This window comes from Magnetococcus sp. PR-3 (assembly GCF_036689865.1).
GTDB lineage: Bacteria > Pseudomonadota > Magnetococcia > Magnetococcales > Magnetococcaceae > Magnetococcus.
Genome location: NZ_JBAHUQ010000002.1, coordinates 187,924 through 214,126 on the forward strand (window position 1 = coordinate 187,924; position 26,203 = coordinate 214,126).

General features: G+C 51.8%; 21 protein-coding genes. 4 read left to right on the plus strand and 17 right to left on the minus strand.

All coding sequences use genetic code 11. The features are described 5' to 3' along the window. Positions 1–175: 175 nt before the first annotated feature. From V5T57_RS02390 to V5T57_RS02410, 5 genes are all read right to left on the minus strand, one after another. Positions 176–1,945: an AMP-dependent synthetase/ligase gene (locus V5T57_RS02390; protein WP_332889558.1), complete on the minus strand. Its 1,770-nt coding sequence runs from the start codon at positions 1,943–1,945 to the stop codon at positions 176–178. Then, positions 1,866–4,019, minus strand: a complete 2,154-nt coding sequence (locus V5T57_RS02395) for a 3-hydroxyacyl-CoA dehydrogenase NAD-binding domain-containing protein (RefSeq protein ID WP_332889559.1) — start codon at positions 4,017–4,019, stop codon at positions 1,866–1,868. Before V5T57_RS02395 ends, V5T57_RS02390 begins: the two co-directional genes overlap by 80 nt. Further along, positions 4,016–5,332: an acetyl-CoA C-acetyltransferase gene (locus tag V5T57_RS02400; protein WP_332889560.1), complete on the minus strand. Its 1,317-nt coding sequence runs from the start codon at positions 5,330–5,332 to the stop codon at positions 4,016–4,018. The genes V5T57_RS02395 and V5T57_RS02400 overlap by 4 nt, the downstream gene beginning before the upstream one ends. Continuing rightward, positions 5,329–7,671: an acyl-CoA dehydrogenase gene (locus tag V5T57_RS02405; RefSeq protein ID WP_332889561.1), complete on the minus strand. Its 2,343-nt coding sequence runs from the start codon at positions 7,669–7,671 to the stop codon at positions 5,329–5,331. The genes V5T57_RS02400 and V5T57_RS02405 overlap by 4 nt, the downstream gene beginning before the upstream one ends. Positions 7,672–7,857: 186 nt before the next feature. Next, positions 7,858–8,919, minus strand: a complete 1,062-nt coding sequence (locus V5T57_RS02410) for a YiiX/YebB-like N1pC/P60 family cysteine hydrolase (protein ID WP_332889562.1) — start codon at positions 8,917–8,919, stop codon at positions 7,858–7,860. A gap of 366 nt (positions 8,920–9,285) precedes the next feature. On the opposite strand from V5T57_RS02410, the gene V5T57_RS02415 reads away from it, so the two are divergent. The 4 genes from V5T57_RS02415 to V5T57_RS02430 are packed head-to-tail and all read left to right on the plus strand — an operon-like array spanning position 9,286 to position 13,291. Then, entirely contained in the window at positions 9,286–11,373 is a 2,088-nt protein-coding gene (locus V5T57_RS02415) for a TonB-dependent copper receptor (protein WP_332889563.1), read from the plus strand. Between the two features lie 24 nt (positions 11,374–11,397). Further along, a complete protein-coding gene (locus V5T57_RS02420) occupies positions 11,398–12,264 on the plus strand; it encodes an energy transducer TonB (protein ID WP_332889564.1) in 867 nt (288 codons plus the stop codon). 11 nt (positions 12,265–12,275) lie between these two features. Next, positions 12,276–12,887, plus strand: a complete 612-nt coding sequence (locus tag V5T57_RS02425) for a MotA/TolQ/ExbB proton channel family protein (RefSeq protein ID WP_332889565.1) — start codon at positions 12,276–12,278, stop codon at positions 12,885–12,887. Then, positions 12,884–13,291: an ExbD/TolR family protein gene (locus V5T57_RS02430; protein ID WP_332889566.1), complete on the plus strand. Its 408-nt coding sequence runs from the start codon at positions 12,884–12,886 to the stop codon at positions 13,289–13,291. Before V5T57_RS02425 ends, V5T57_RS02430 begins: the two co-directional genes overlap by 4 nt. Before the next feature lie 51 nt (positions 13,292–13,342). Here the strand turns inward: V5T57_RS02430 and V5T57_RS02435 are convergent, their stop codons facing one another. From V5T57_RS02435 to V5T57_RS02490, 12 genes are all read right to left on the minus strand, one after another. Then, entirely contained in the window at positions 13,343–14,746 is a 1,404-nt protein-coding gene (locus V5T57_RS02435) for an MBOAT family O-acyltransferase (RefSeq protein ID WP_332889567.1), read from the minus strand. Beyond that, positions 14,727–15,857, minus strand: coding sequence for a hypothetical protein (locus V5T57_RS02440; protein WP_332889568.1), 1,131 nt, complete (start codon positions 15,855–15,857; stop codon positions 14,727–14,729). Before V5T57_RS02440 ends, V5T57_RS02435 begins: the two co-directional genes overlap by 20 nt. A gap of 50 nt (positions 15,858–15,907) precedes the next feature. Then, complete coding sequence (gene speB, locus V5T57_RS02445) at positions 15,908–16,792, minus strand: agmatinase (protein ID WP_332889569.1); 885 nt, start codon at positions 16,790–16,792, stop codon at positions 15,908–15,910. A gap of 339 nt (positions 16,793–17,131) precedes the next feature. Then, positions 17,132–17,914, minus strand: coding sequence for a flagellar type III secretion system pore protein FliP (gene fliP / locus V5T57_RS02450; protein ID WP_332889570.1), 783 nt, complete (start codon positions 17,912–17,914; stop codon positions 17,132–17,134). Continuing rightward, positions 17,914–18,297 (minus strand): flagellar biosynthetic protein FliO, encoded by a 384-nt coding sequence (locus tag V5T57_RS02455; RefSeq protein WP_332889571.1) that lies wholly within the window; start codon positions 18,295–18,297, stop codon positions 17,914–17,916. Before V5T57_RS02455 ends, fliP begins: the two co-directional genes overlap by 1 nt. 255 nt (positions 18,298–18,552) lie before the next feature. Then, the gene (gene fliN / locus V5T57_RS02460) at positions 18,553–18,969 is read right to left on the minus strand and encodes a flagellar motor switch protein FliN (RefSeq protein ID WP_332889572.1); all 417 of its coding nucleotides are present in this window, start codon (positions 18,967–18,969) and stop codon (positions 18,553–18,555) included. A 38-nt stretch (positions 18,970–19,007) separates the two neighbouring features. Next, positions 19,008–20,006: a flagellar motor switch protein FliM gene (fliM, locus tag V5T57_RS02465; protein ID WP_332889573.1), complete on the minus strand. Its 999-nt coding sequence runs from the start codon at positions 20,004–20,006 to the stop codon at positions 19,008–19,010. A 113-nt stretch (positions 20,007–20,119) separates the two neighbouring features. Continuing rightward, entirely contained in the window at positions 20,120–20,620 is a 501-nt protein-coding gene (locus V5T57_RS02470; protein WP_332889574.1) for a flagellar basal body-associated FliL family protein, read from the minus strand. A gap of 153 nt (positions 20,621–20,773) precedes the next feature. Further along, positions 20,774–22,258: a flagellar hook protein FlgE gene (locus tag V5T57_RS02475; RefSeq protein WP_332889575.1), complete on the minus strand. Its 1,485-nt coding sequence runs from the start codon at positions 22,256–22,258 to the stop codon at positions 20,774–20,776. A 110-nt stretch (positions 22,259–22,368) separates the two neighbouring features. Then, positions 22,369–23,043 (minus strand): flagellar hook assembly protein FlgD, encoded by a 675-nt coding sequence (locus tag V5T57_RS02480; protein WP_332889576.1) that lies wholly within the window; start codon positions 23,041–23,043, stop codon positions 22,369–22,371. A 468-nt stretch (positions 23,044–23,511) separates the two neighbouring features. After that, positions 23,512–24,621, minus strand: a complete 1,110-nt coding sequence (locus V5T57_RS02485; protein WP_332889577.1) for a flagellar hook-length control protein FliK — start codon at positions 24,619–24,621, stop codon at positions 23,512–23,514. Between the two features lie 487 nt (positions 24,622–25,108). Then, a complete protein-coding gene (locus V5T57_RS02490; protein WP_332889578.1) occupies positions 25,109–26,104 on the minus strand; it encodes an NAD(P)H-dependent flavin oxidoreductase in 996 nt (331 codons plus the stop codon). Positions 26,105–26,203 lie beyond the last annotated feature (99 nt).

Consider the following 26,203-nt stretch of genomic DNA (forward strand, 5'->3'; position numbering starts at 1 on the left):
CCATTAACCTTGGCTCAGAGCTGAGAACCCGCACACCATGTGCCCCACGTTCGATAGAATACAACAAGGGTGCAGCCCTATGTGGCCGCACCCTCGGGCAGTGAGACGCATCTCGGGGAGGCATCGACGGACGCACCCCACTCGCCTCAAACCATCATCCCTGACGGCTCGTCTCTCAATGACCCTGATAGAGCTGCTCAATCAGTGTTTGATAACGGTTTAATACCGCACGGCGTTTTAACTTCAAGGTTGGTGTTAACAGACCATTATCAACGGTCCAGCTCTCCTCCACCACAGCGACACGTATAATCTCTGCATAGCGGGGAAAACCGTGTAGAAGTTCGTTAATACGCGCGACCAGGGCCACTTCATCCCATATTTTACCCTCGGCCACTTCAGGATTAAGCACCACCAAAGCTGCCAAATAGGCACGCCCCTCACCCAACACCATCACTTGGTTGAACAGAGGATCCAACTGGATCGCCCCTTCAACATCGGCTGGTGGTACCTTGCGACCGGTAGCAGTTACCAAAATCTCTTTGATCCGACCCACCACTTTAATGTGGCCCTCTGCATCAATCTCCCCTTTATCACCGGTATGGTACCAGCCATCTTGATCAATGGCGGCGTGGGTGGCACCAGGATCATGCCAGTAACCGGTCATGACACCAGGCCCTTTGACACAGAGCTCCCCTTGCCGGTTCAGCCGTACTTTGACACCCGGTAAAGGCTGACCCACCGAACTGGGTTCATTGTCCGTAGGGGTGTTAACACTCACCACAGGCGCGGTCTCTGTTAAACCATAACCCTGGACCAGCGGTAACCCCATACCCAGAAAAAAACGGGAGATGGTTGGATCCAACGGAGCACCACCCGATACCGCCAAACGTAAACGACCACCCAGCTTTTTTAACAACTTATTCGCAACAATCGGTTTAAGAAGTGGCCAGATCATGCCTTTAAAGTGGAAACCACTTTTACCCTGTTGGTGTAAAAAGTGATCCCAACCACTCTCAACGGTATGGCTGAATAGGCGTACCTTCCAGTGTGGTGCATGCTGCAATTTAGCCAGCACTTCACTATGGATACGCTCAAAAATACGGGGGACTGAAATCAATACCGTCGGTTGCATGGCCGCTAAATCTTCAGAGAGATAGGGAATACCCCGCGAAAAAGCGACCTCACACCCGGCCATCATGGGTAGATAGCAACCGGCGGTACGCTCCAACGCGTGGGATAGAGGCAAGAACGATAAAAAGCGGTCATCGGTATACGCATCAATACGTTTTAGTGAAGCTGCAGCATTGAAGAGTATGTTGCGATGACTGAGCATCACCCCTTTGGGCGGACCCGTCGTACCTGATGTATAGACCAACGTGGCCAGACCATCTGGATCTGTCGCACCAGCCATACGCAACCAAGGGTGTGTCCCTTGGGGTAACCAATCTCCCGCAGCTTGGCACCGACCACAACTATCGCTACAGTGACCTTGTAAAATCACCACTGTTTTCAGTTTTGTAGCGTCATATAAATGGGGTTCCAGTACGCGCCATTGAGACTCATCCTCCATGAGCAACAGCTGAACGCCTGCATCCTCCAAAATATAGGCCATCGCCTCTGGCCGATCATGGGGGTAGAGCGGTACCACCACCAACCCCAGGCTCATACAGGCCATATCAAACAACACCCACTCCATACGGTTGGGCATGCATATAGCCACACGTGCGCCCTGTTTTAAATTCTCTCGGCGTAGGGCCGCTTGCCACTGGGCCGCTTGATGGGCCGCTTGTGACCAGGTATGGGGCTCCCATCGGGGTGCCCGATCTTCAGCAAACTGCCAATAGGCAATGCTGTTGGGTGAGCGCTCAAGACGCGTGCGGAACAGGTCCGGTAGAGTGGGTGTCCGCTCCACCGGGATCAGATCGATGCCATGATGCATCCACATGGCGTGCCTCCCTCTCTTGTATCCAGTACCGTAATGATGGTTCCATCCATCCACTATGGGTCTGGAATCGTGATCCAAAATGAACTTCTAACTCTTTAAACAGGGTTATGGTGGGAATCTCGCCCAAGGTAGCGGCGTAGCCCATGGGCCCCCCACGGAAGGGGGCAAAGCCGGTCCCAAAGACCATACCTGCATCCACCAAATCTGCATCCTCCACAACCCCCTCTTGGAGTATGGCCACCGCTTCATTAAGCATGGGCAGTATCAGACGGTGGGTAATATCCCGCGCCTCCATAAAGGCACGACCCCGGCTACCGGGCTTAGGTTTACCCCGACCATATTTATAAAAACCCTGGCCAGATTTACGCCCCACATGGCCCCCATCCACCAGCTCCAACAATCGTTGTGGTACCCCGCCTGTCACGGTACCAGCCAACTCACGGGCCACCGCTTTACAGACATCCAGACCCACGGCATCTGCCAGGGCCAACGGCCCCATCGGCATACCAAAACGCATAGCCGCGACATCAATGCGGCGCATATCTACCCCTTCATCCACCATACGCACCGCTTCCATCAAATAGGGCATCAAGACACGGTTAACCAAAAAGCCAGGGCGGCTTTTAACCGGTAGGGGTAGACGTTTGATTGCCGTCACAAAACGGTAACCCATCTGTAAACCCTTGGGGTTGGTTTGGGGACCTTCCACCACCTCAACCAAAGGCATTTTGGCCACGGGGTTAAAAAAGTGTAGGCCCAACAACCGCTCTGGTTTAGTCAATCCACTGGAGAGTTCTTCTAAAGGAATGGCCGAAGTATTGGTGGCCAAAAAGGCATCGGCCCGCATACGGGGTTCCAGATCAGCGTAGAGCTTCTGTTTGGCCTGGACATCTTCAAAGATGGCCTCAATAACCAAATCCGCATGACACACACCATCCCCTTTCAGGTCCGGCATCAAGCGGTCCAAAAAATCACGACGGGCATGGGTACTGAGCCGTTTCTGTTTGGCCAGGGTTTGTGCCTCCTGGATCGCCCGCCCCAATAACTCAGGAGAGAGCCCTTGCAGGGAGACCCGCATGCCTTGGAAAGCACACCACACTGCAATTGCCCGCCCCATCACCCCATCACCCACCACATGCACATGGTTGGGAAGGGTCGCTTCACCCTGTTTAGCCAACCCTTTAAGACGATCTTTCAGGTGGAATAACCGAACCAACTGCTGGGTCGCATTACTGCCCATCAACGGTGCAACACCCTCTTGTTCCCCCATCATGGCACGGTCATGACTGCCCATATTATGCTGCCAGTGATCCAATAGGGCATGGGGAGCTGGATAGTGATCGATGGGGGCTTTTTTATTGACCTGACGGCGAATGATAGCAGCGGCCAATTTACGCCATACCGGCAAGATTAACAGTCGGTCCATAAGGGGACGACGTTGGGGTTTGGGTGGATGACTGAGCATATCACGAGCCGCTCGTTTCATCAGCCGTTCTGGGGCAATTTCATGAACCACCCCCAGGTTGAGAGCCTGTTTGGGATGGAGCAGTCGACCGGTAAGCATCATCTGTATCGCCGGCAGTTCCCCAATGGTACGACAGAGCCGCCATGTACCACCCCATGCAGGGAAAATACCCAACTGCACTTCCGGCAGGCCCATACGGGTTTGGGCGTCAGAACAGGCAATACGGTAATCACACGCCAAGGCCAGTTCCAGACCACCCCCCATACAGTGCCCATGTATCAAAGCCATGGTGGGATAACTGGTATGGGCCAAACGATCCATAACCCGCTGCCCAGCCTGGACCAACTCTTCCGCTTCATCCTGATGTTTAATGGCGGAAAAAGCTTGAATATCCGCACCTGCAAAAAATCCTGCTTTTTTGGCTGATTGAACCATTAAAGCCGCAGGGGCCCACTGTTCCAACTGTACCAAGATGGTGTGCAGCTCCTCTAACACAGAACGGGATAGAAGGTTAGCACTGCGGTCCGGGTTATCTGCGGTTAACCAAACCACACCCGCATCATCCCGTTCCCAACGCCAGTAACGTCCGATACAGCGAGGATTTTTCATGATTGACCTCCCATACCATCGACCAACATAGCCCCACCCTGCCCGCCACCGATACAGAGAGCCGCCACACCACGTTTTAAATGGCGTTGCTTCAAGGCGTGGAGGAGATGCAGGACAATACGGGCACCACTGGCCCCGACCGGATGCCCCAAACTCACAGCACCACCATCCACATTCAAACGGGCTGGGTTGATACGACCAATGGGCATGCTACTGTCGAGCATCTCTTTACAGTAAGGACCATCGGCCAAAGCTTCGTTACAGGCCATCACTTGCGCCGCAAAGGCCTCATTAATCTCCCATAGATCAATACTGCTCATATCCATCTCCAGCGCCTTCAACAGGGGCGCGATGGCATGGGCCGGACCCAACCCCATTTGATCGGGTGCCAAACCAACCCACTGGGCCGGATGGAGCTGGCCTAAGGGTTGTAAATCATGGGCTGTGACCACAGCTTCACTGGCCAACAACAACATGGCGGCACCATCGGTAATTTGGGCACTGTTGCCTGCAGTTATACGACCGTGGGGGCGATCAAAAGCCGGTTTAAGTTTAGCCAGCTTCTCTTCCTGACTGTTCACACGGATACCATCATCCCAATCGTAGTGGCGCCCTTTGGCATCATAGAGCGGCGTCACCTCATCACTCATACGCCCCTCCTCCCAGGCTGCAGCAGCCCGTAGGTGGCTACGTACGGCGAAGGCATCCATCTCCCCCCGTTTAATACCAAAGCGGTAAGCCAAATTTTCTGCCGTCTGGCCCATGGAGAGACCTGTTGTCGGATCGGTCAGCGCTTTAAGCAGAGTGATCACCGGTGCCATAAAACCAGGACGCCATCCCATCAGGGTACGTAGCTTGGCCATAGGGCTACGGCTACGGGCCAAACGCCCCATCCACCCGGCAAAGCCACTGTTAAACTGTAGCGGGGCACGAGACATAGCCTCGACACCACCTGCCAGAATCAATTCAGCTTCGCCCCGTGCAATACGCCGAACAGCCGTATCCAGCGCCTGCATGCCCGAACCACAGTTACGCTGGACGGTCCAAGCGGGTATACGTACATCACAACCCAGACGCAGCGCCACCACACGGGCAATGTTGACCTCATCCGCACCCGGTGCGACACATCCCATGATGACTTCATCCAGGGCATCGGCCTGAAAGGGCTGCCGCATCAACAGCGCACGACCCGCTTGCAACCCCAGGTCAGAGGCACTGAAAGGGTTGGGGGAACCGTTGGTCTTAAGGAAGGGCGTACGTAACCCATCCACCACATATACAGGTTGCATTGAATTGTGTTCGTGGGTATTCATGCGGCCACCTCCTCTCCCAGCCAGCAGACAGCGGGAAACTCATCAACCCGCACCACCTGCATACGGCGTTCTAGTGCATCGGCAATACGTCTGGCCTCCATGGGTGTGATCACCCCCTCGTTGGCCGCGGTTTGCAGATACCCCTCCGGCAGGTGCAATCCTTCTGAAAGAATGGGCTCCCAACGCCGCTGTTTCATCCACTGGGTAAAGCGTTTTTCAGCTTCATCAGTCCGCTCTGTTGCGATAAAAGCAGCCTCCAGCTCACCCATAGCATCGTTCTCATCCCCACGACCTAGGTAGATACCGGCCGTCAGTCGATCTCTGGCCGGACCACTTGTTTGCATGATGGTAGCGATGGTGTGCAGGTGGTGTTGGGGTAAGGTCTGTTGTGACATACCCGTTGGGAACACTGCCAAACGCATAACCCCGGCCACCAACCGATCTGGAAAGTTAACCACCACCGCCATCAACGCCTTGCGCACCCGTAACAGGCTATCTTGCAGGGCAGCCTGCATGATGGGACGATCTTTTTCAGGATACCCTTCATCCCGAAAACGGTTGAGAATGGCCGAGGCCATGTAAAGATGGCTCAAGGCATCGCCAAACAGTGCTGAGATCGACTCTTTACGCTTTAAAGAGCCCCCCAAACGGGCCAAAGCCAGGTCAGACATAAAGGCAAATGCTGCACTCCAGTGACTGATCTGACGGTAACCCGCAAGTTCAGCAGGATTAACCGACTCTGGAATGGCTGCAGTCTGGTTGCCAAACAGCGCATAACGGAAAGCCCGGAACCCATTGCCCAAGGTATAGCGAACATGCGACCATAACAGATGGTCAAACTGGTCTAGACGATGGGGTTCCGGCCCCTCACCGGTCACCGCTTCCATCTCTTTAAGTAGATAAGGGTGGGCACGGATGGCCCCTTGACCAAAGATCATCATGGTCCGGGTTAGAATGTTTGCCCCCTCGACAGTAATACCAATGGGAATGGCTTGATAAGCGTGGGCCAGGAGGTTATGTGGCCCCCGACATATGGCGGTTCCCCCCCAGACATCCATGGCATCATTGATGGTCTCACGCATACCCTCGGTCAGGTGGTACTTCACAATACCTGCCGCCACACTGGGTCGCTCCCCTTGATCCAGAACCGTAACGGTCAGACCACGCGCAGCTTCCATACGGTAAGCATGAAGACCAATCCGACCCAGGGCCTCCTGCACCCCTTCAAAACGACCGATGGAGAGACCAAACTGTTTGCGTACTCTGGCATAGTTACCACTGGCCCGTGCGGCCAGTTTGGCCGCACCCACACTGAGTGCAGGTAGGGAGATACCCCGCCCTTCGGAGAGACAAGCCATAAGCATGCGCCACCCTTGACCAATACCCTTTTCGCCCCCAATCAAAAATGACATCGGAATAAAGACATGGTGGCCACGGGTAGGACCGTTGAGAAAAGGCACACCCAAGGGGTCATGCCGGGTACCAATGGAGATCCCTTGTAGTTGGGTAGGAATAAGCGCCAGGGTGATGCCTAGATCCCTCTGGTTACCGATCAGGTTATCGGGATCATAAAGACGGAATGCCAACCCCAGAAGGGTGGCCACCGGGGCCAAGGTGATATAGCGTTTATCCCAGTTTAGGCGGATACCCACCATGCTCTCCCCCCTAAAACGACCTTTACACACCACACCACTGTCCGGTATGGCCCCAGCATCACTACCCGCACGGGGGCTGGTCAAGGCAAAACAGGGAATTTCACGGCCATCGGCCAAACGGGGTAAATAGTGGTTTTGTTGCTCAGAGGTGCCGTAGCGCATTAACAGTTCTGCAGGACCCAATGAGTTGGGCACCATCACCGTTACCGCGGTGGTCACACTGCGGCTGGCGATTTTGGTAATGACTGCGGAGTGACCACGGGCTGAGAACCCTAACCCCCCATAGCGACGGGGGATGATCATGCCAAAAAAGCCCTCTTGTTTCAGCATCTCCCACACATGGTGCGGCAGGTCATTGGTCTCCTGCTTAATCCGCCACTCATCCAGCTGAGCACAGAGCCGCTCCACTGGCCCATCTAAAAAAGACCGTTCATCCCGGCGCAGACTATCCGGAGGAAGCTCGGTGAGCTTCTCCCAATCCGGTTGGCCAGAAAAGAGCTCCTGCTCCCACCAAACAGAGCCACTTTCCAGGGCTTCCCGTTCGGTTTGGGAGAGTGGTGGCATGGCACGTTTCATCTGCACCATGATCGGTTTTGAGATCCAGCGGCGTCGCAGATTTGGTGTAAACAGGACCACCAATAGGGTGGCCACTGGAAGACCCAGCATCCATAGCCACATAGTCATGATTGCCTCCCATGATCTGGTGCTATGGGGAAAAAAACCGGATGCGGTTAAGTGGGCTTGAGTAGATGTCCAGGTCGTGTCTATTGCTACATCACACCACCTGTATGTTGGGTTCAAGGGGCACCAAATGGTGTCAGGGCATACATCCCAAAACTTCCTGTGCCGTCTGGCTAAAACCCATACATTCTACTCAGCCTTGTGTTCCTCCTTACCGCCACGGTCTTCACGATCTGATCCCCGTAGCTGTAGATGGGTCCGGTTAAGCCAACGCACCGCGCGGCTCCACCGTCCTTCATCGTTATCATCCCAATGGAACGCCAACCATTGGGGGCGCTCCATATCTGGCAAATGCACGGTGGCTTCCTTCCACCAACTACGCATCTGCCCCTCTGCCCATTGAGCCGGCCGCCATGGCTGCTCCTGGGTTAATATTTCCGTACCAGGGGGGTAACACTCCCGCGCCCCGTTGCAGATCCACCCCTCGGTATCCCAAGGTAAGGATCGATACTCTTCGGCTTCCCCTAACAAGGGGTATTTCACCACCTCAAAATAGGGTGAATGATCAAAATCTCTCGGCATGGTCAGCCGTACATTCCGTCTAAACAGCTTAAGATCTCCCATCTCATCCCGTTTTATCACCGGTAGAATGGGATAATTAACCGCACCATAGGCTTCCGCCAACATGGTGGAACAAACGGTACTGGCCACTTCACCAGCATTATGATCAAACAGGGAGGAACGCCAACGGCGAGGAATAATGCTATAGGGCAGCAGAAAACGCCCCAAATCAAGAATCTGGCGCACATCATATTCAAAACCCAGACGGGCAATGGCATAGAGTATCGCCCGATCCCGATCCCGATCATTTAGCCCATGGGGCCGACAGATACGTAGATGATCGTTGCGATACGCACGCAGTGGCGTCACCACCGTCCCTTTACCCAGTACCGCCTCAATAACCAGCGGTTCGTTTGGATCTCCTTCATAGTGTGCAGCAACTTGACGACGCAAGGCTGCATCCTTCAAATCCCTTAACTGCCCCACATAGAGCGCAGCATGGGACCACGTACTCTGGGTGATGGTCTTGATCACCTCGGCGATACGGCTGCGGCCTTCAACCAAAATGACATCACACGGTTTTAACTCGGTGCGCATTCGATCAAAGTTACAAACAGCCATGCCCTCTGGTGGACTCTCCTCCATCAGGTATTCGATGAGACGCCGCATCCATCTTTGTAAGATGGCCATAACGGCTCGCCTCCCCTGAAGATACCCATGCTTGATCAAAGCCATAAGGTATCTATGAAAAAACAGTGGGCACAATGCCCATAAAAACAATACATTATCTTTTTTTTAAGGATTCACAACTTAAATATAGGACATCATTATTACTTAATAAGTTCCATTTAGGTACCCATTAGGTTCTTCATTACTCACAGCCAAGCCCTACAAAACCCAAAGTGGGGGATATAACCGATAGGTTGTGGCAATTCACACATAACACCCGACGAATATTATCTTTAACTCATTGTTATATTTGATTATGCAAGATGGTACAAAGGTTGCCCAAGGCGAAGGGTTACACAAACCCTTAAATTGTTAGAGGCAACTTGAATGAAAGCGCAGACCCGCTTGGCCATGTTGACGGCACTGATGACCCTGCCTGCTTCCACCCTATGGGCACAGGAGAGCACCACCTTGGGTACCTTAACGGTCGAGGATACCCAATTGCAGGGTGATGGTGCGGCGACCCTGTTTATGGATATGCGCAACAAGGGACCTGTGGCAGATGGTGGGGAGCTGTTAAAAACCATTCCCGGTATTTCAGCCGCCCGTAAGGGGGGGCACGGTTTGGACCCTTATATTCGTGGTCAGAGCCAAACCCGCTTAAATGTACTCTTGGATGGTGCCTTTGTGCATGGTGGCTGCCCTAACCGTATGGATCCCCCATCCGCTTATGGTGCCTCAGAAACCTATGAGTCTGTCACCATCCTTAAAGGGGCACAAAGTGTCGAACATGGCGCAGGGGGTAGTGGGGGTGTGGTGCTGTTTAAACGCCACACAGAACGGTTTGATGAGGATGAACCCTACCGAGGTAAAGTTGGGGGGGGGTACCGCGCCAATGCCAAGGCAATGGAAGGGTATCTGGATCTGGCAGGTGGCTCCTCCAGTGCTTATATTCGTCTGGTCGCCAACCATAGTGATGGTAATGACTATAAAGATGGCGACGGTAATGCCGTACGCAGCTCATATACGGAAAGCAGCGGTAATCTTATGTTGGGCTGGACCCCCAACGATACGGATCGGGTTGAGGCCTCTCATGAAGCGACCCATGAAAGTGATGTGCTGTTTGCCGGTGCGGGTATGGACTCCCCCTTTACCCATAACGATGTTACCCGACTTAAATTCTCCCGAGCATTAAGCGGTGGTTTGATGGAGAAGCTCGAAGGTCAACTGGCTTTCTCACAAGTTGAACACCTGATGGATAACTACAGTCTCCGCACCCCTGCAGCGGCGGCCATGTATATGAAAGCCCCTTCTACCTCCGATACGCTAACCGGTAAACTGGTTCTGAATATGAGCTATGCCGGTATGGATCTAAAACTTGGGGCTGATCATCAAGGCAATGAACGTAATGCCATCCGCTACCGGGGTACTGTTGGTGCGGTCACCAACCTACAATCCTATTTATGGCCAAATGTTACCACCCGCAGCAGCGGTGCCTTTGGTGAAGTGAGCCAACCCCTGGGTGAGCAGAGCCTGTTCAAAGCCGGTTTACGCTATGACTATGTGCGGGCCGATGCCGGCAACACCCACGCCACACCGGATGATGCCATGGGTGCTGTGGCCAAATTAAGCGGCCATGATCTCTATACGACCTACTATGGCCAGTCCACCGATGCGAGTACCGAACATAATGTGGGGGGTTTTCTACGCTATGAACGGAACTACTGGGGTGGTAAAGGCAACTGGTATGTGGCCCTAAGCCGCACCGTGCGTACGGCCGATGCCACCGAACGTTATATGGCCGCCAACCACAACTCCAGTGAAGATAGTCGTTGGGTCGGCAACCCATTTATTAAACCTGAAAAACATCACCAGTTTGATGTCGGTACCCGCTTTAACTGGCGTGGTTTGCAAAGTGACATCAGTCTCTTCTACAACCGTGTGGATGACTACATTCTACGGGATCGGGACCATAGTTCCAGCGGTGCAGGCAACGCCACCGTCTATAACAATGTAGAGGCCACACTGTTTGGTGGTGAAGCTGCCTTCACCTACGGGTTTGCCCCCCACTGGACCGGTGGCGTGACCTTGGCTTATCTGTATGGTCGCAATGAGACCTATGAATCTGCCCTGGCCCAGATTGCACCTTTAGAGGCGGGCTTTACCCTGGATTACAGTGAAGAGCAGTGGGACTTTGGTGGCAAATGGCGGGTGGTGAGCAAACAGAGCCGTGTGGATGATGACAGCAGCACAGGCACCGGGTTGGATACGGGGCAAACAGCTGGTTTTTCGACCTTTGATATTTACACCGCCTATCGACCCCTGGAACGTTGGACCTTTAAAGCCGGTGTCAACAATCTGCTGGACAAGCGTTATGCTGAGCATCTGAACGACAGCAGTACCTTTGATACCACCCAGAGCCAGGTCAACGAGCCAGGCCGAACCCTTTGGTTTACCGTGGGTACTGAGTTTTAACGGTTGGGCCTGTTAAGAAAAACTGTGGCTTTTGTGGTTGCCTGTGGCGTGCATGCTGGGGTGTGGTGGGGGTTGGGTCAATCTGCACCAACCTCCACCTCTTCACTTCAGCAGGATCAGCATGCCTTTCAACTGGTGATGTTACCAGCACCCCAGCTGTTACCAGAGCTGCCCACAGCCCAAGCCTTAGAGCCACAGACCCTACCACCTCTTATAGAACCAACAGCCCCCGAAGCACCGGTCCATGCGCCCGAGCCACCCCAGGAGACAGCCTTGGCCGAGGCTGAACCTGAGCTACCTCAGGAAACCGCATGGGCAGAGGCTATACCTACGGCTGTTATTAAATCGGAGCCTTCTATCCTCCCGACCCCACAACTCAGCCAGGAGGCTCCGACGGCACCACCCCACCCGAGGGTGGTGCCAACCCCTAAACGTCGTCCCACCCCCAAACAGGTTGCCAAGCCTCGCACCCAACCGCTGCAACCGGCTGTACGGCCACCTGTCGAGCCAAAACCGACCATACAGCAGCCTATTACGGCCGGAACCTACTCAAGTCCCTCGGTTCCTAAACAACCGATCCAGGCTCAACGCACCCTAAAGGGGCAACCCGCTGTGAAGCGATACACCCCTCCCCAGTATGGTCACAACCCCCTACCGCCCTACCCACGTAAAGCGCGTAAGCGTGGGGTGCAAGGGACCGTTCTACTGACGGTTGAGGTATTAAAAAATGGTGCGGTTAAAACCATAACCATCACCCAAAGCTCAGGTTCACGGCTGTTGGATCGTGCCGCACGCCGTGCTGTTAAGCGGTGGCATTTTACCCCAGCCCAACGGGGTGATCGGGTGGAGGCTGCGACCGTTCGGGTCCCCATTCGGTTTCAACTTAAGTAAGGAGTTTTTCCATGCATGATCTTTGGTTTGGCTGGTGGCAGGATGCCGATTGGGTGGTACGTTCCGTTTTTATGACCCTACTGTTTGCCTCACTCATCAGCTGGAGTGTCATACTGTATAAATGGGTTCAACTACGCCATCTATTGCACGGGGAGCGTACGCTTTTTACCGCCTGCCAAGATCCATCTACCCAACCCGTTTGGCGATCCAACATGCCATCTGCCCAGCTTCAAGCACATATGCATGCTTTAACAGCAGCACAGCACCATGCCATTGAACGCATCTTGGCACAGTTGTTAAAGCAGCAACGGCTTAAACTGGAAAATGGGCTCTCCATCCTGGCCAGTATTGCCGCTTCTGCACCGTTTATCGGTCTTTTTGGTACGGTCTGGGGCATTATGCATGCCTTACAAGGTCTGGGTGCTCAATCCACCGTCTCTCTGGATCTGGTAGCAGGACCGGTTGCTGAAGCGTTGGTGGCAACGGCGCTGGGCCTATTTGCGGCGATCCCTGCCCTGTTGGGTTACAACATGCTGGTACGTCTACTTAAACGGGTGATGGGGTATCTGGAGGGTATTGCAGTGTATCTCAGTGTTCAGGACCAAAAGGGGATCCAACCATGATGGGGTTACCTGGTGATGAAGATGATCAGGTCCTGCATGAGATCAACGTTACACCGCTGGTTGATGTGATGTTGGTTTTACTGGTGATCTTTATTATTGCCGCGCCGCTTATGGCCCGCGCACTTCAAGTTGACTTACCCCAGGTAGAAGCAGCTATGTTTCAAGAATCAACCATTATGGATTTAACCGTTCAATCCAATGGGCAGTGGCTACTCAATGGTGAGCTGCTCACCCATGAACAGATGGAGAGCCGGTTAAAGCAAGAGATGGCCAGCAGCCCCTCCTCCATTGTCCGTCTCTCTGCAGCGGCGGATACACCTTATCACCATGTCGCCCAGGTTATTGCCATTGCCAAGCGGCACGATGTTAAACGCTTGGCTTTTGCCACCCAGGCCAGACCATAATCCATACATCATGTATACCGTGGCTATTGCGCTCACGATCAAAAGGTTGAGCTAAAATTGAAAATAGATAAAGTCCGCCATGCGCTCAGCATGCAGAATACTGATTAGAAACAGCAGAACCGATGTGGCCAAATAGTAGGGAATACCCGGCAGTTGCCACAGACCACTGCGCATCCACCGGTGGTGCCAGCGTGCCCATAAGGCATGTAACCAGATCGGCAAACTGTATAGAAAGACGGTAAACAGGATATAGAGCCCTGCCAAGCGCTGATCTGGTGACTCCCCAAAGGGGGTTAAGGTCAGATCATGCATCAGATAGCCCAGATCACCTTCCCGGAATATCAACCACCCTATATTGGTAAACATAAACATCACCAAGATCTGAATGACCTTGGGTGGATGCCAGGATGTGGGGACAAAATGATCCATACCCCGATACAAGAGAATCAACAGACCATGATAGGTCCCCCAGATTACAAAATTCCAACTGGCCCCATGCCATAAACCACAGAGCGAAAAGGTGATCATTAAGTTCACCGCAGCCCGTAGCGGCTTGGCCTGGGAACCACCCAGCGCAATGTAGACATAATCACGAATCCAGTAGGAGAGTGACATATGCCAACGGCGCCAAAAGTCGGAAGGGGAAACCGCCAAATAGGGGTGATTAAAATTGGGGGAGAGTTCAAAGCCCAACAACCGGGCTGTAGCCCGTGCAATATCACTATAGGCTGAGAAGTCACAGAAGATCTGAATGGCAAAAGCAAAGACCCCAGCCCATAACAGGGTAAAGGAGGGATCTTCTACAGCAAAAACCTTATCCACCAATACCGCCACATTATCGGCGATCACCAGCTTTTTAAAAAACCCCCACGCCATAAGCATAAGGGCGCCGGTAAACTGGCCAACATCGATGGTACGGGTTTGCTCAATTTGCGGTAACAGGCGTTTGGCCCGTTCAATGGGCCCAGCGACCAACTGGGGGAAAAAGGCGACAAACAGCGCCATATCCAAAAAATTACGCCGTGGTTTTAAAGTTCCACGATAGATATCAATGGTATAGCTCAGTGTCTGGAAGGTATAAAATGAGATACCAACAGGCAGGAGAATTTCCAGAGTAAAGGAGAAGCTCGGCAACCCAGCTAAAACCAACAGCTCCTGAACATTCTCCACAAAAAAGCCAAAATATTTGAAGATCGCCAACATGCCCAGGTTAATCACCAGGCTTATGATCAGATACCACCGTTTATAGTGTGGGTGTCGAGCCATACCCAAACCACAGAAATAGTCGGTAACTGTCGAGATCAGGATGAGATTAAGAAACCAGGGGTGGATATAACCATAAAAAAAGTAACTGGCCGCGAGCAGAAACAGATTTTGAGCACGTCGACCCAGCAGCCAATAGCCACTTAACACCACCATGAGAAAGAGAATAAAATCAAAACTGTGAAAGATCATGGAAATGGCTTTTCATTTTTGTCGCGAACAGGTCGGTATAATGCGCTTTATATTGAGGATGAATATGGTCACCATCAAAATAGAAGGTGGGCTTAATATCTTCATCATCGGTTAGATCCCACAACACCATCTGATGAGCTTTAAGATAGTGATCCAGATCCGTGATATAGCGTTTTAGTGTGTCTGACTGCGCAACCACACCTTGAGCATCAGGTCGTCTTTTGATCCGTACAAACACCAGTTGAATCCCGTTATCCTTGGCCAACTGCACCATGGCAGGCAGGTAGGAGTCTGCGACAGATGCTTGAAAATCGCACCCATACATGGTGGTTGCATCAGATTCGACACAAAGACTGTAACTGGGTTGATCATCCACACTTTGACGCAACCGGTCTCGTGTAAAATTGGTATTAATACGTTGGATCAGCTGGTGACGTTGATGAAGCATATCCGGATTATGCGCCTTGACCTCTGCGCCGACATACCTGTGCCATACGTGGCTGGCATAGCCCTTTAAAAAGGGGAGAATACGGATAGAATCCAAGTGCCACTGCGCCGTCTGACGTATGTCAGAATCTGGCCGTATGATGGGAAAAAGCTGAGCTGTCCAATCATACGCATGGTCACTCCATTTCTGGTGGTGGCTCTGTATCCGCTCAAGCGTTGGATCTTCCTTTTGCATACGCTGGATCACACCACGTCTTTCACGCAGTGTACGTTTTTTGGGGATAACATCCTTACTATCAGCCAGCCAGGGCACCGTTAAAAACTGATCCCGAAAGAGAATAAAAACCTTATCCGGTGTTTTGGATAACGTGGCGACAAAAAATTTTAGGTTGAGGTACCAGCTACGGGAGTAGCTGTTATTCTCTGGTATGAGATCAAGGGTCTTATGGGGAAAGTGGGCTTGCAGTTGGTCGGCATTTAGCCGTGTACCCAACATGGAGTTACCCATAAAGATGAGATCAGGCTGGCTGGACTGTAACTGACGCTGCTTTTTGAGATCAAAGATCGAGTTGGTATCACGCAGTAAGGCTACTGGAGCACAGATCAGCACCAATAAGAGTAGGGTGGTAAGTATAGGTAACCCATGTTTAACCAATGTTGACATGATGATAGCTTTTTTGGTTAGACCCAAACATCACATGGTTCTACTCATCGTTATAGATAGCCTAATATACGTTGCACCAAACGTGCCGCAAGAAATTCCGAAACCTGTTGACCCGGTATGGGGGCCAGTTCTGTCACATCAAACCCAATAATGTCGCACTGGGCGGTAATACGGTCAATGATATCCCCTACCATATACCAGTCCAAACCACCGGGTTCTGGGGTGCCGGTTCCTGGTACGACGGCGGGGTCAAACCCATCCAGATCAATGGTCAAAAAGACCTTTTTCTTCAATAAAGCTCCCAGCCGGTCCAGCCACTGTGTCTCACCTTGCCGGTGCCAACGCACAATATCCCTGGCCCAAAACACCCGCTCAGACAAACCATTGTAGCGGATATGACGGATCTCCTCCCGGCTCAGTGAGCGAATACCCAACTGTACGGAGTTTAAACTCATATCCCACACCCGGCGCATGATACACGCATGGGAGTGGGGTGTACCTTGGTAGCTGTTGCGTAAATCCGCATGGGCATCAATCTGCACCACCGTAAAGTCACACCCATGTACATCCAGATAGGCTTTGAGGATGCCCTCGGTCACCGAGTGCTCACCACCCAACCCCACCACCCTACGCCCAGCCTGGATATGAGGATATGCTGTTTCATAAATGGTTTGTATAACCTGTTCAGGATTAAGCCCTTTAAAGCAGGGGGGTTGCAACGTATGGGTCGGTAGATCAGGCAGAATTTCACGATTATGCAGTTCGTCCCACAGCTCTAACTGCTGCGACGCTTCCAAGATGGCTCGGGGACCTTGAGCGGTACCGGTACCGTAGCTAACGGTACCTTCATAGGGCAGTGGTAAAATCACCACCCGAGCATCCTCTAACGGGGCGGGTGGGGCTTCACTAAAAGCGGGGTATGGGGTCTCTGGCATGTCTGTTCGTGCCTAAAAGGGGGTGAAAAGATCGTGCCGATTCAAAGTAGCCAGGTGAGTTTATGGGCAATGACATTCCAAATGCCCACCCTGTGTTCATCGGTTTTGTGGCTCAGGCTGCTCCCCTGGCTGGCCAGGTAGCATCTCTACATCGTCCAGAGAGGACGATCCCCGAGCTTTTGCATATCCTGCTTGCTGTCTCTTTAGACCTAACAAGCCTATGCCAGCCCCTTACGATAGCAACGCGCTACAACGTGCAGAGTGAAACCTTACTTCGGTTCCTTGCCAAGCCAACATGCCGTATCGCAGCACCCAGATGGACAGACAGCCACCACCTTGCTAACGGAACGACTGAACCAGAGAGCCCACAACCAAGACCCAACCATCGACCAATACAAAAAGAATAAGCTTAATCGGCATGGAAATAACCAAGGGAGGCAACATCATCATACCCATAGACATAACCACCGAGGCCACCACCATGTCCACAATCAAAAAGGGCAAGTAGACCATAAAGCCAATCTGAAAGGCGGTTTTTAACTCCGACACCATAAAGGCTGGAATCAACAAACGTAGTGGTGCGTCCTCCCGTTCTTTAACCTGCTCCATACCCGCCAAACGCATAAACAGACCCAAATCACTCTCACGGGTTTGACGCAACATGAAGTTTTTGACGGGAATAACCGCATTCTCCCATGCCTGTTCCCCAGTGATCTGCTTCTCCAGATATGGGTTCAAGGCGGTATCCCACACCTTGTCCATAACGGGCCCCATCACAAACATGGTCACAAACAGGGCCAAGGCGATCAAAATTTGGTTCGGGGGCTGGCCCTGCAAACCCATGGCTTGACGGACAAAAGACATCACCACAATGACACGGGTAAAGGAGGTCACCATCACCAGCAGACCTGGCGCCAGTGAGAACAGGGTCATAAAGGCGAGAATCTGCAGAGCAACACTGACTTGCTCCGGACTCGCATCCCCTGGGTTTCCACCACCTTCAAGGGTCAAACCCGGTAGATTGACCTCCACCGCATAAGCTTGACCGCTGAACAGCATTAACAGCGCCAGCGTAACCAGACCAAAACCGGTTAAGGGCCACAACCAACGACGTCCCTTCATCACTTGTCTGCTCCGTTCACCGCATTTACCTCATCCTCATTGAGCTCTGCCAGCAGGTTAATCCCCTCTTTGCTGACACCCACCAACCAGGCCCGCTTGTGAATACGGATAACCCGTACACCCACACCCTGCCCCATATTACGTCCAGAAAGCAGCTCAATACCACTGTTGGAACCCACATGGTTGTGCAGTTTCCGACCAAACCGGTTGACCAGTGCTGCCACAACAATAAGAACCAAGAGAAACCCGGCAATACGTAGGCCCTGTGTGGTCAGATCCAGCTCATCAGGTGGTGTTAAACTCAAGGTTTTACCCACCTCCTCAGCACCAGCTAGAGCAGGAACAGCCAACAACAGCGTTATAATGAATAGTCGAACCAGCATCGTCTTGCGCTATCTCATTGCCAGGGATGAAAAACCTACAAATGCACAGTGTAGCGTTACCCTATGGTGAAATGCCATGGACAGCGTGGTTGTGTGGGACTTTTGGTTGTACTTAGCGTGGGTATGGTGGAGAAACCATCACCCTTTGTCGGGCTATAGGTGCACGCATACTTTAAAGAGAAGGACATTAAAAAAGCGGCTTCCAAAATTTGGAAGCCGCTTTGATCCAACCTCTGCCCAATAAGGATAAACGCCTCAGCGCAGATTTTCCAACCGCTCCTTCAAGGAGACAATGTCGGTAATACGGATACCCAACTTATCTTTGATCATCACCACTTCGCCATAAGCCAGCAGTCGATCATTGACATAGATCTCCAGTGGATCATCCGCCTCTTTCTCCAGCTCCACCAAAGAGCCTTTGTTAAGACGCAGAAGATCCTTGATCTGATAGCTTACGCTACCCAGACGAATGGAGACCTCCAGGGGAACATCCATCAGGAGTTCAAGATTCTTCGGCAGTTCCCCATCCGCACTTACTTCAAAGGGGCTCTCCGCATCATCCATCTCATCCTGAAGTTCACGGGCCAGATCACTCATGCCCTCTTCTTCACCCATGGCATCGGCTTCTTCTTCCAGGGCATCCAACTCGTCTTCAAAGTTACTATCTTCCATCGCGTCCACTCCTGTGTATCACCGCGCCCGGTTATGCATCACTTTTCGGGCTCAACAATCCGTGTGATCCGAATCGCCCGCTTACCATCCACAACACCAGCATGGCCCATATATTTATCCATACCGCCAATCTGAATGGCCATCTCTTCGGACATATCGGTGCCCAGTACAAACTCATCACCAATCTGTAGATCCAGCATCTGCTGCACCGACATCTCAACGGTCCCCATCACAGGTGTGATGTCTACCTCAATCATACCCAGCTCATGGTTGAGTGCTTCCATCCAGGCCGAGGCACCTTCCACCTCTTCCTTCTGCTGGAAGCCTTGTTTGAGCTGCTGTTTAAACAGTTCCAGAATAACCGCAGGGAAACAGATGGTAATACTACCCTCTGCATCACCCACCTCGACGGAGAAGGTAATTAAAAATACCGTCTCATCCAGGGGCATAACCGCAGCAAACTGTGGCTGGTTCTCCCATCGGGTTAAGACCAAACGGAAGGATGGGTCCAGCTTTTTCCACGACAGTTCAATCTGTTCCCTGGCCACATCCATGATGCGGTCAATCACCTTCATCTCAAAGGGAGAGAAGTTACGGAACGGGCGTTCACTGTCACCAGGGCCACCAAAAAACCCTTCTAACACCGTGTACATCACATCTCCATCGATGGAGATCAATGCCATGGATTGGGAGGGCTCAACCCGTAGAATATTGATAAAGATCGGCGGTTCTACCGTGTGCAGAAAACGACCAAACACTTGGTTGGTGGTTGTCTTGGGCTGCACATGAACTTCACGCCCGACCTTCTGGGTCAGTTTGAACGACAGCTGAGATGCCAAATGTTCATTGATCAGATCCAGACCCGGCAGGGCACCAACACGAATGGCTGTTTTCTGGCCAAAAGTGAAGGGAGTGGTCTTTTTCTCATCCTTGGAGGCTGAGGGCATCTCCTCATCGATCTCATCCAGATCGATGGTGCCCTCCTCCAACCCCATCATTAGGGCATCAATTTCATCTGTAGATAAAATTTGAGACATACGCTTGTCCCCACTCGGCCCGGATCATTCGCGTTTCAAAAAGGATCTTAAGAGATACTGTTTTGAAAACCTGCCCACCACCCGCCGAAGCGTGGTGGGCTTAACCGCGTTTTTTACTGAATTACAAAAGCGGTAAAGTAGACGCGCTTGACATTGCCGTTAACCAGTACCGCATTGATGCGTGACAGAATCTCTTCACGCAGACGGAATTTACCCTCTGCATCCATGAGTTCTTTGGCGCCTTTGGAACCCAACAGCGACAGAATTACGTCACGGATCTGTGGCTGACGGCGTTCGACCTCAGGCCGCAGCTCTTCGGTATCCAGTTCCAACTCAATGGTGGCCTTCAAATACCGGTTACCCCGACCTTCATTGAGGTTAACCAGGAAGTCCTCAAGGGGAAAGACATCACCCACCATCGCCTGAATATCTTCAGGTTTTTTCGTGTCTTCTGGCTCGGCCTGGGCTGCTTCTGCGGTCTCTTTGGCAGCCATCATATCACCAAGGAAATAACCACCTCCGACGCCAAGCAAAAGCGCGACAACCGGGATGATGATCTTCATTAGACCACCGCCACCACCGCCTTCTTCTTCGGGATTGCCTTCTTCAGCCATCTCTCTATTCCTTCTTCCAACGCGTCACAGTTCCATTGGCATGGTCCTTTTTTCAGGACCCAACCTCACCGTATGCGATTTCCACGCCAACTGGCAACACCGAACCAAAATCCGGTGTTGCCCTGCGTGGCATTATTTAAATCAAGTCAGGGATTAGCGCTTCAGAGCGATCAGCTCTTCCAACATACCATCGGTTACCGTAACCAGACGGGAGTTGGCCTGGAAGGCCCGCTGAGTGGTGATCATATTGACCATTTCGTTGGACATATCAATGTTGGAATTTTCCAACGTAAAGCTCCGTACCGTACCTAATGCTCCGGAGTTTGGTGCCCCTTCACGCGGTACGCCAGAGAGGTGGGTTTCTGAAAAAAGATTGGCACCCACTTGGTCCAACGCCTGTTCGTTGTCAAAATCTACCAATCCAATCTGATAGAGCGACTTGGTCTGACCGTTGGTATAGGTACCGTTCACGGTACCATCCAATCCCACAGAGAGGCTCTCCAAGAACCCAGCTGACAAACCATTTTGAGAGGCCGACATGGTGGTAAAGCTGGTGGCACGCTGCACACTACCGGCAACCCCAGTATTATCGGTATCTGCCACAACCGCACCGGCATCAAACAGAACCGCGCCATCGGTAATGGTAAAGTCGTTGGTGGAGTCATCGGTCAATGCATCCCCAAAGTCAAACAGGATCTCTTGGGTCTCTGCATCACTATCATTACCGGTGAACATAAAGGTAATGGGGGTTGAACCTTCGGTATTCAAACGACCATAGCTGTCAAAGGTCAAGGTACCTGATGTATAGGTTGCACCCGTCGGTACATCCTCTACCGCACCGGTCACACCCATCATATTGGTCAAGTCACCTGTACCAGCCTGAGTTGCATTCAAGTCAGAACTAGGCGCAGCTGCATACCATTCCCAGGTATTGCTGGCGGTCTTCTTGAAATGCACTTCAATGTTATGCCCTTGACCCAGGGAGTCATAGACCCGAATGGGGGTGGCATAGTTGTAACTGGAAGGATCGTTAGGATCGTAAGTGGCAGGGTCGGTGATGATCTCATCATCCGATTGCAGATTCAGCCCCACAGTCACTTCTGTGGTGGCTAGAGGGGCGGCGGTTTGGTAGGTCGACAGATCAATATCTGTCATGGAACCACCGGTTTCACCCGTGGTCTGATCGACCGGGTAACCTTGCAGGATCAGACCGGCATTGGTCACCAAATACCCTTCTAGATTCTGTTTAAAATCACCAGCACGGGTGTAGAAGGTATCCATACTGGAGGTTGCGTTACCACCACCACCACCTAACTGAGCAGCCCCAGGGTTGGAGTCCCGAACCTTATAGAAGCCCTGACCATCAATGGCCAGATCCATAACGTTGGAGGTTCCACTGAAACTACCTTGCTGCATCATCTGATCGATGGCCGAAACACCCACACCCGTACCGATTTGGGTCGAGGCGCGTGTTCCACTAATACCAACGGTCTGAATGAGCACATCCTCAAAGGTGGTTCGACTCCCCTTAAACGCCGTTGTATTGGTGTTTGAGAGGTTGTTACCGATTACCGTCATGGCGTTACCGTAGTTGGTTAGCGCACTGGAACCGGCATACATCGCCTGATGGATGGACATGTTTTATCTCCTGGTCACCGATAGAGACCCTTCTCGTGGAGCCTCTATGCGAAAACATACTTTGCCTCGGGATTGTTCTTCTCAAGGGCAACAGCCCTTAAGTGGCATGATCAATCCGCAAGTTGAATACGGCGTACATCGGCCAAGCTGACCTGACTACCGTTCATATCCAGTTGTACTCCGGTGGCATCATTAACCACACCGGTTACCACACCTGTGGTGAGTGCCGTGGCGGTTGTCTCACTACCATCGGTAATCTCAACACGGAACTTGTAATCGCCTGCGGCGGTGGCATCACCATACAAGGCACTATTAAGATCCAAGTTCTTAATACCAGCCCCATCGTAGCTCTGTGAAACCCGCTTGAGCTCTTCACCGGCTGTGTTATACATCACCACATCAACACTGGCCGCATCCGACAGCTCAAAGCTGACGTTGGCCTGACCATCCTCACCAATGTTCATACCATTGCCTTCCACCAGCACTTCACGGCCAATGTAAGAAACAGCTTGGCTAACTTGGTCTGTGCTGCCACTCATTAGCTCGACCATTTGCTGTAACAGCTGAGTGGTGCTCTGCTGCTGGCTCAACCCTTCAAAGGTGGCCAACTGGCTGGTAAATTCGGTGTTCTCCATGGGCTCCATGGGATCCTGATGCTCCAACTGCGCCGTCAACATACGCAGAAAGTCTGATTGCAGATCCTCTGCATTGTTGGAGCTATCCTTGTACTTACTCGCATCCGGATCGTAAACCGCTACGTTATTAACAATCCCCGTTGTGCTCATATCCCTATCTCCTTCAAAACGTCAGCAGCCCTACTCGGACGAATTTTAATTTTCTTTAGCGTTAATACTTAACAAACCCCGTGCCAAGCTGTTTTTATATTTTAAAGCCTTGTTTTCTTTAGACTTTAAAATGTATGTAACTTTTTTCTAAGGACTGAAACCCGGTCTTTTTTACCGGCAACTCTTGCCTCAACTGGTTCGATTCTGCCCTTTTTTACCCACAGCCTATCTCACACACCTGGGCATTCATTGTTCGTTTTCAAAGCCATGAAATGGTTTAAAAAGTGCTCTATGGCCCACACACCAACTGCCAAGTTATCCACAGCCTTCGTGACCCTTTTTACGCGTGATCAGCTGACTGCGACACCGGGCCAATCAATAGGAAAAAGCGACCATTCAGGGATCGTATTTCACCCTTGTTCACAACAAAAAAACGGCCACCTTATTTGGTGGCCGTTTCTTAAAAACCTACGCAATAACACTCAACCCTGGTCCAACCACACCTGGACCTCGTATTTGTCCAGATTGAATGATCTCCTCAACCAGATCCCATTCACGCTGCCAAGGGGAGCGTTCATCCCCGCCCTCTTGATCTTTTCCAGAAGGGTCTTCAAAGGCACCTTGGGATTGGGCATCGGCAAAATCTCGTTCGCCGACCTCAACATTGAGTTCAGCAAAGCCCAGATCCTGTTTGGCCAATGCTTCTCTCAGTTGAGACATGTTGCGGTTCAAGGCATCTTTCGCCGATTCGGACTCAGCTGTAATGGTCAAATGCACCTGTTTATCGGCATCCACTTGGAGTTTGATATCCAATGATCCCAGTTCACGGGGCTCCAACCGAAGACGAATTTGCTCTTGCTGTCCAGGCTGAGAGATCAACTTCATGCGACCAATACGGTTGGCCAGTTGATCACCAAACTGTGGACTTTGTGCCCGAACCGGGGTTTGAGAGACGGCCCGTTGGGCTTTTAAGCTCTCTCCTTTATCCCCTTTAATAAGGGCCATGCCATCTTTAGCCTGTGTCTGGATTTTATCCATCCCCTTTTCCGCCTGTTCGGCAGCTTGGTTCTGGAGTTGATCCATAACACGACCAAATTGAGGCTCTTGCCCCCCGACTCGACCTGGCTGTTCCATCTGGGGCGTATTCTGCCCTTGTTGGAGTTCACCATTGGTCGACACACGGGGCATCTCCCCACTTCTTCCCGGTTCACCGTTACCATCCACGGCGACCCGTTGCCCACCCTGCTCAGCCTGCCTTGCCTGACCTTTGGGGTCCTGCTGGGCACGTTGAGCTTGGGTATGCTCTCCACCTTGCACGTCCTTATGCGCATCTGACCCATCTTTCCGCTGTGCCGATTCGTGTTCCTTACGAATGGTTTCAGCGGAGGGCTGCTGCTCGTCCTTGGTCAGGCGTTGCTTTTGTGCATGCTCCTGGGCGCGCTGGGCGTCCACATCATGGAGCGTATCTTCAAAGCTCTGTCCATCTTCAGTGATGGCAGCCTGTTCTGACCCAGTAGGTGTACTTTCCGTACTAGGTGCAGATCCCAAGGAGGCGAGCTGCATGGCGAATGCGCTCATGAGCCACTCCTCTATTAGGGTTATACCGATTTTGGCTTTTAGTCTTATTACAAACAGCGTGCCAATCATATCTAACTGTTTTTACGTTTGTTTTTTAATGTAACATGACTTGTTTGATCATTTTGCCGGGTTAAATACGGTAAAAGATGCCCGTAGCCATACAGTAGGCAAACCATAAGGTGCCATCACTTTTGAAATACGCATGAGCGTATTGATCTAAAGCACTTGTTCAACAACAGGAGCCCATATACTTGGGTAAATAGGGGATAAAAGAGGCAGGTTAAGTCGATTAAGGCGGTCAGACCATCTACTGGTCTTTTAAAGGTGCTGCGACTATGGCCCGCATCTAAGCCGCTCAAAACAGCACATAGCCAAATAGATCATGCTTAAACAGAGCCTACCTATCTTGCGTGACCATGCATCAAAAAAGGCAGACGCCTATAGACGCCTGCCTTTTCAAGATTTTCTTGAACCACTGTGGAACAGATTACAACTGGGCTTCAACCCCACCAGCCAACTCTGTAATCACATCTGCAACCGGTTCAATGGCCTTGATTAGGCCGATGCTCTGCCCCGCCATAACCGAACCATTTTCAATATCACCATCAATGGCAGCACGCTTTAAAGCACCTACCCAAAAATGTTCCAGTTCCAAAATGGCTTCTTTACGCTCTTTTTCACCTGCTTTAACCTCTTGCACCAGTTTTAACTGCAAGCTGTTAAAGTCATCCGTTCCTTTATTGGCAATCGCCCGAACCGGAATAACCGGTAAAACCGTATCAAATTGAGCGGTGACCACAGCATCCTTAGCGGATGCTTTAAGGAATAGCTTTTTAAAGTTCTCATGGGCAATACACTCATCGGTACAGACCAGACGGGTACCAACTTGGCATCCTGCGGCACCCATGGCCACCAGATGAGAGACCATTTGACCGTTCGCAATACCACCAGCCACAAACACAGGCACTTCATCTATATGTGGTAAAATTTCCTGTGCCAATACTGTGGTTGCTACAGGTCCTACATGACCACCCGCTTCATGCCCCTCAATAATCAAGGCATCTGCACCCCGTTTAATCAAGCGCTTAGCCAAGGCTAAATTAGGGGCAAAGAGCATAATCTTGATATCATCCTCTTTTAAAGCGGCCATGGTGGATTTATCAGGGAAGCCCCCTGCAATTACCACATGGGAGACTTTTTCTTCCCGGCAAATGGTCACCAAATCTGCCAATTCAGGGTTCAGTGCAATCAAGTTCACCCCAAAAGGTTTGTCCGTTAACTGACGGACACCTTGGATCTCCTGACGAAACAGTTCAGGGGGCATATTGCCGGTTGCAATGACCCCAAAACCGCCAGCTTCTGAGATGGCAGCAACCAATTTATGCTCAGACAGCCAGGACATGGCCCCACCTAGGATGGCATAACGTGTACCCAGAAAGGCTTTTCCCTTTTCCCAGGAATTGCGCATGATTTCACTGCTCATACTTCACCTCTTTTATCCCAACTTATGGCGGGGCGTTGCGCTTTAACACCCGCTATGACAGAAAAAGCCGGGCATCAATGCCCGGCTCTTTATGATCTA

Bases quoted from the DNA above. Each gene is read 5' to 3' on its own strand.
- V5T57_RS02395 (WP_332889559.1), bottom strand. From the start codon at position 4,019: ATGAAAAATCCTCGCTGTATCGGACGTTACTGGCGTTGGGAACGGGAT.
- speB (WP_332889569.1), bottom strand. From the start codon at position 16,792: ATGCCAGAGACCCCATACCCCGCTTTTAGTGAAGCCCCACCCGCCCCG.
- V5T57_RS02480 (WP_332889576.1), bottom strand. From the start codon at position 23,043: ATGAGCACAACGGGGATTGTTAATAACGTAGCGGTTTACGATCCGGAT.
- V5T57_RS02425 (WP_332889565.1), top strand. From the start codon at position 12,276: ATGCATGATCTTTGGTTTGGCTGGTGGCAGGATGCCGATTGGGTGGTA.
- V5T57_RS02415 (WP_332889563.1), top strand. From the start codon at position 9,286: ATGAAAGCGCAGACCCGCTTGGCCATGTTGACGGCACTGATGACCCTG.
- V5T57_RS02435 (WP_332889567.1), bottom strand. From the start codon at position 14,746: ATGATCTTTCACAGTTTTGATTTTATTCTCTTTCTCATGGTGGTGTTA.
- V5T57_RS02390 (WP_332889558.1), bottom strand. From the start codon at position 1,945: ATGTGGATGCATCATGGCATCGATCTGATCCCGGTGGAGCGGACACCC.
- V5T57_RS02455 (WP_332889571.1), bottom strand. From the start codon at position 18,297: ATGCTGGTTCGACTATTCATTATAACGCTGTTGTTGGCTGTTCCTGCT.
- V5T57_RS02485 (WP_332889577.1), bottom strand. From the start codon at position 24,621: ATGAGCGCATTCGCCATGCAGCTCGCCTCCTTGGGATCTGCACCTAGT.
- fliM (WP_332889573.1), bottom strand. From the start codon at position 20,006: ATGTCTCAAATTTTATCTACAGATGAAATTGATGCCCTAATGATGGGG.
- fliN (WP_332889572.1), bottom strand. From the start codon at position 18,969: ATGGAAGATAGTAACTTTGAAGACGAGTTGGATGCCCTGGAAGAAGAA.
- V5T57_RS02475 (WP_332889575.1), bottom strand. From the start codon at position 22,258: ATGTCCATCCATCAGGCGATGTATGCCGGTTCCAGTGCGCTAACCAAC.
- V5T57_RS02430 (WP_332889566.1), top strand. From the start codon at position 12,884: ATGATGGGGTTACCTGGTGATGAAGATGATCAGGTCCTGCATGAGATC.
- V5T57_RS02440 (WP_332889568.1), bottom strand. From the start codon at position 15,857: ATGTCAACATTGGTTAAACATGGGTTACCTATACTTACCACCCTACTC.
- V5T57_RS02400 (WP_332889560.1), bottom strand. From the start codon at position 5,332: ATGAATACCCACGAACACAATTCAATGCAACCTGTATATGTGGTGGAT.
- V5T57_RS02490 (WP_332889578.1), bottom strand. From the start codon at position 26,104: ATGAGCAGTGAAATCATGCGCAATTCCTGGGAAAAGGGAAAAGCCTTT.
- V5T57_RS02410 (WP_332889562.1), bottom strand. From the start codon at position 8,919: ATGGCCATCTTACAAAGATGGATGCGGCGTCTCATCGAATACCTGATG.
- V5T57_RS02470 (WP_332889574.1), bottom strand. From the start codon at position 20,620: ATGGCTGAAGAAGGCAATCCCGAAGAAGAAGGCGGTGGTGGCGGTGGT.
- V5T57_RS02405 (WP_332889561.1), bottom strand. From the start codon at position 7,671: ATGACTATGTGGCTATGGATGCTGGGTCTTCCAGTGGCCACCCTATTG.
- fliP (WP_332889570.1), bottom strand. From the start codon at position 17,914: ATGAAGGGACGTCGTTGGTTGTGGCCCTTAACCGGTTTTGGTCTGGTT.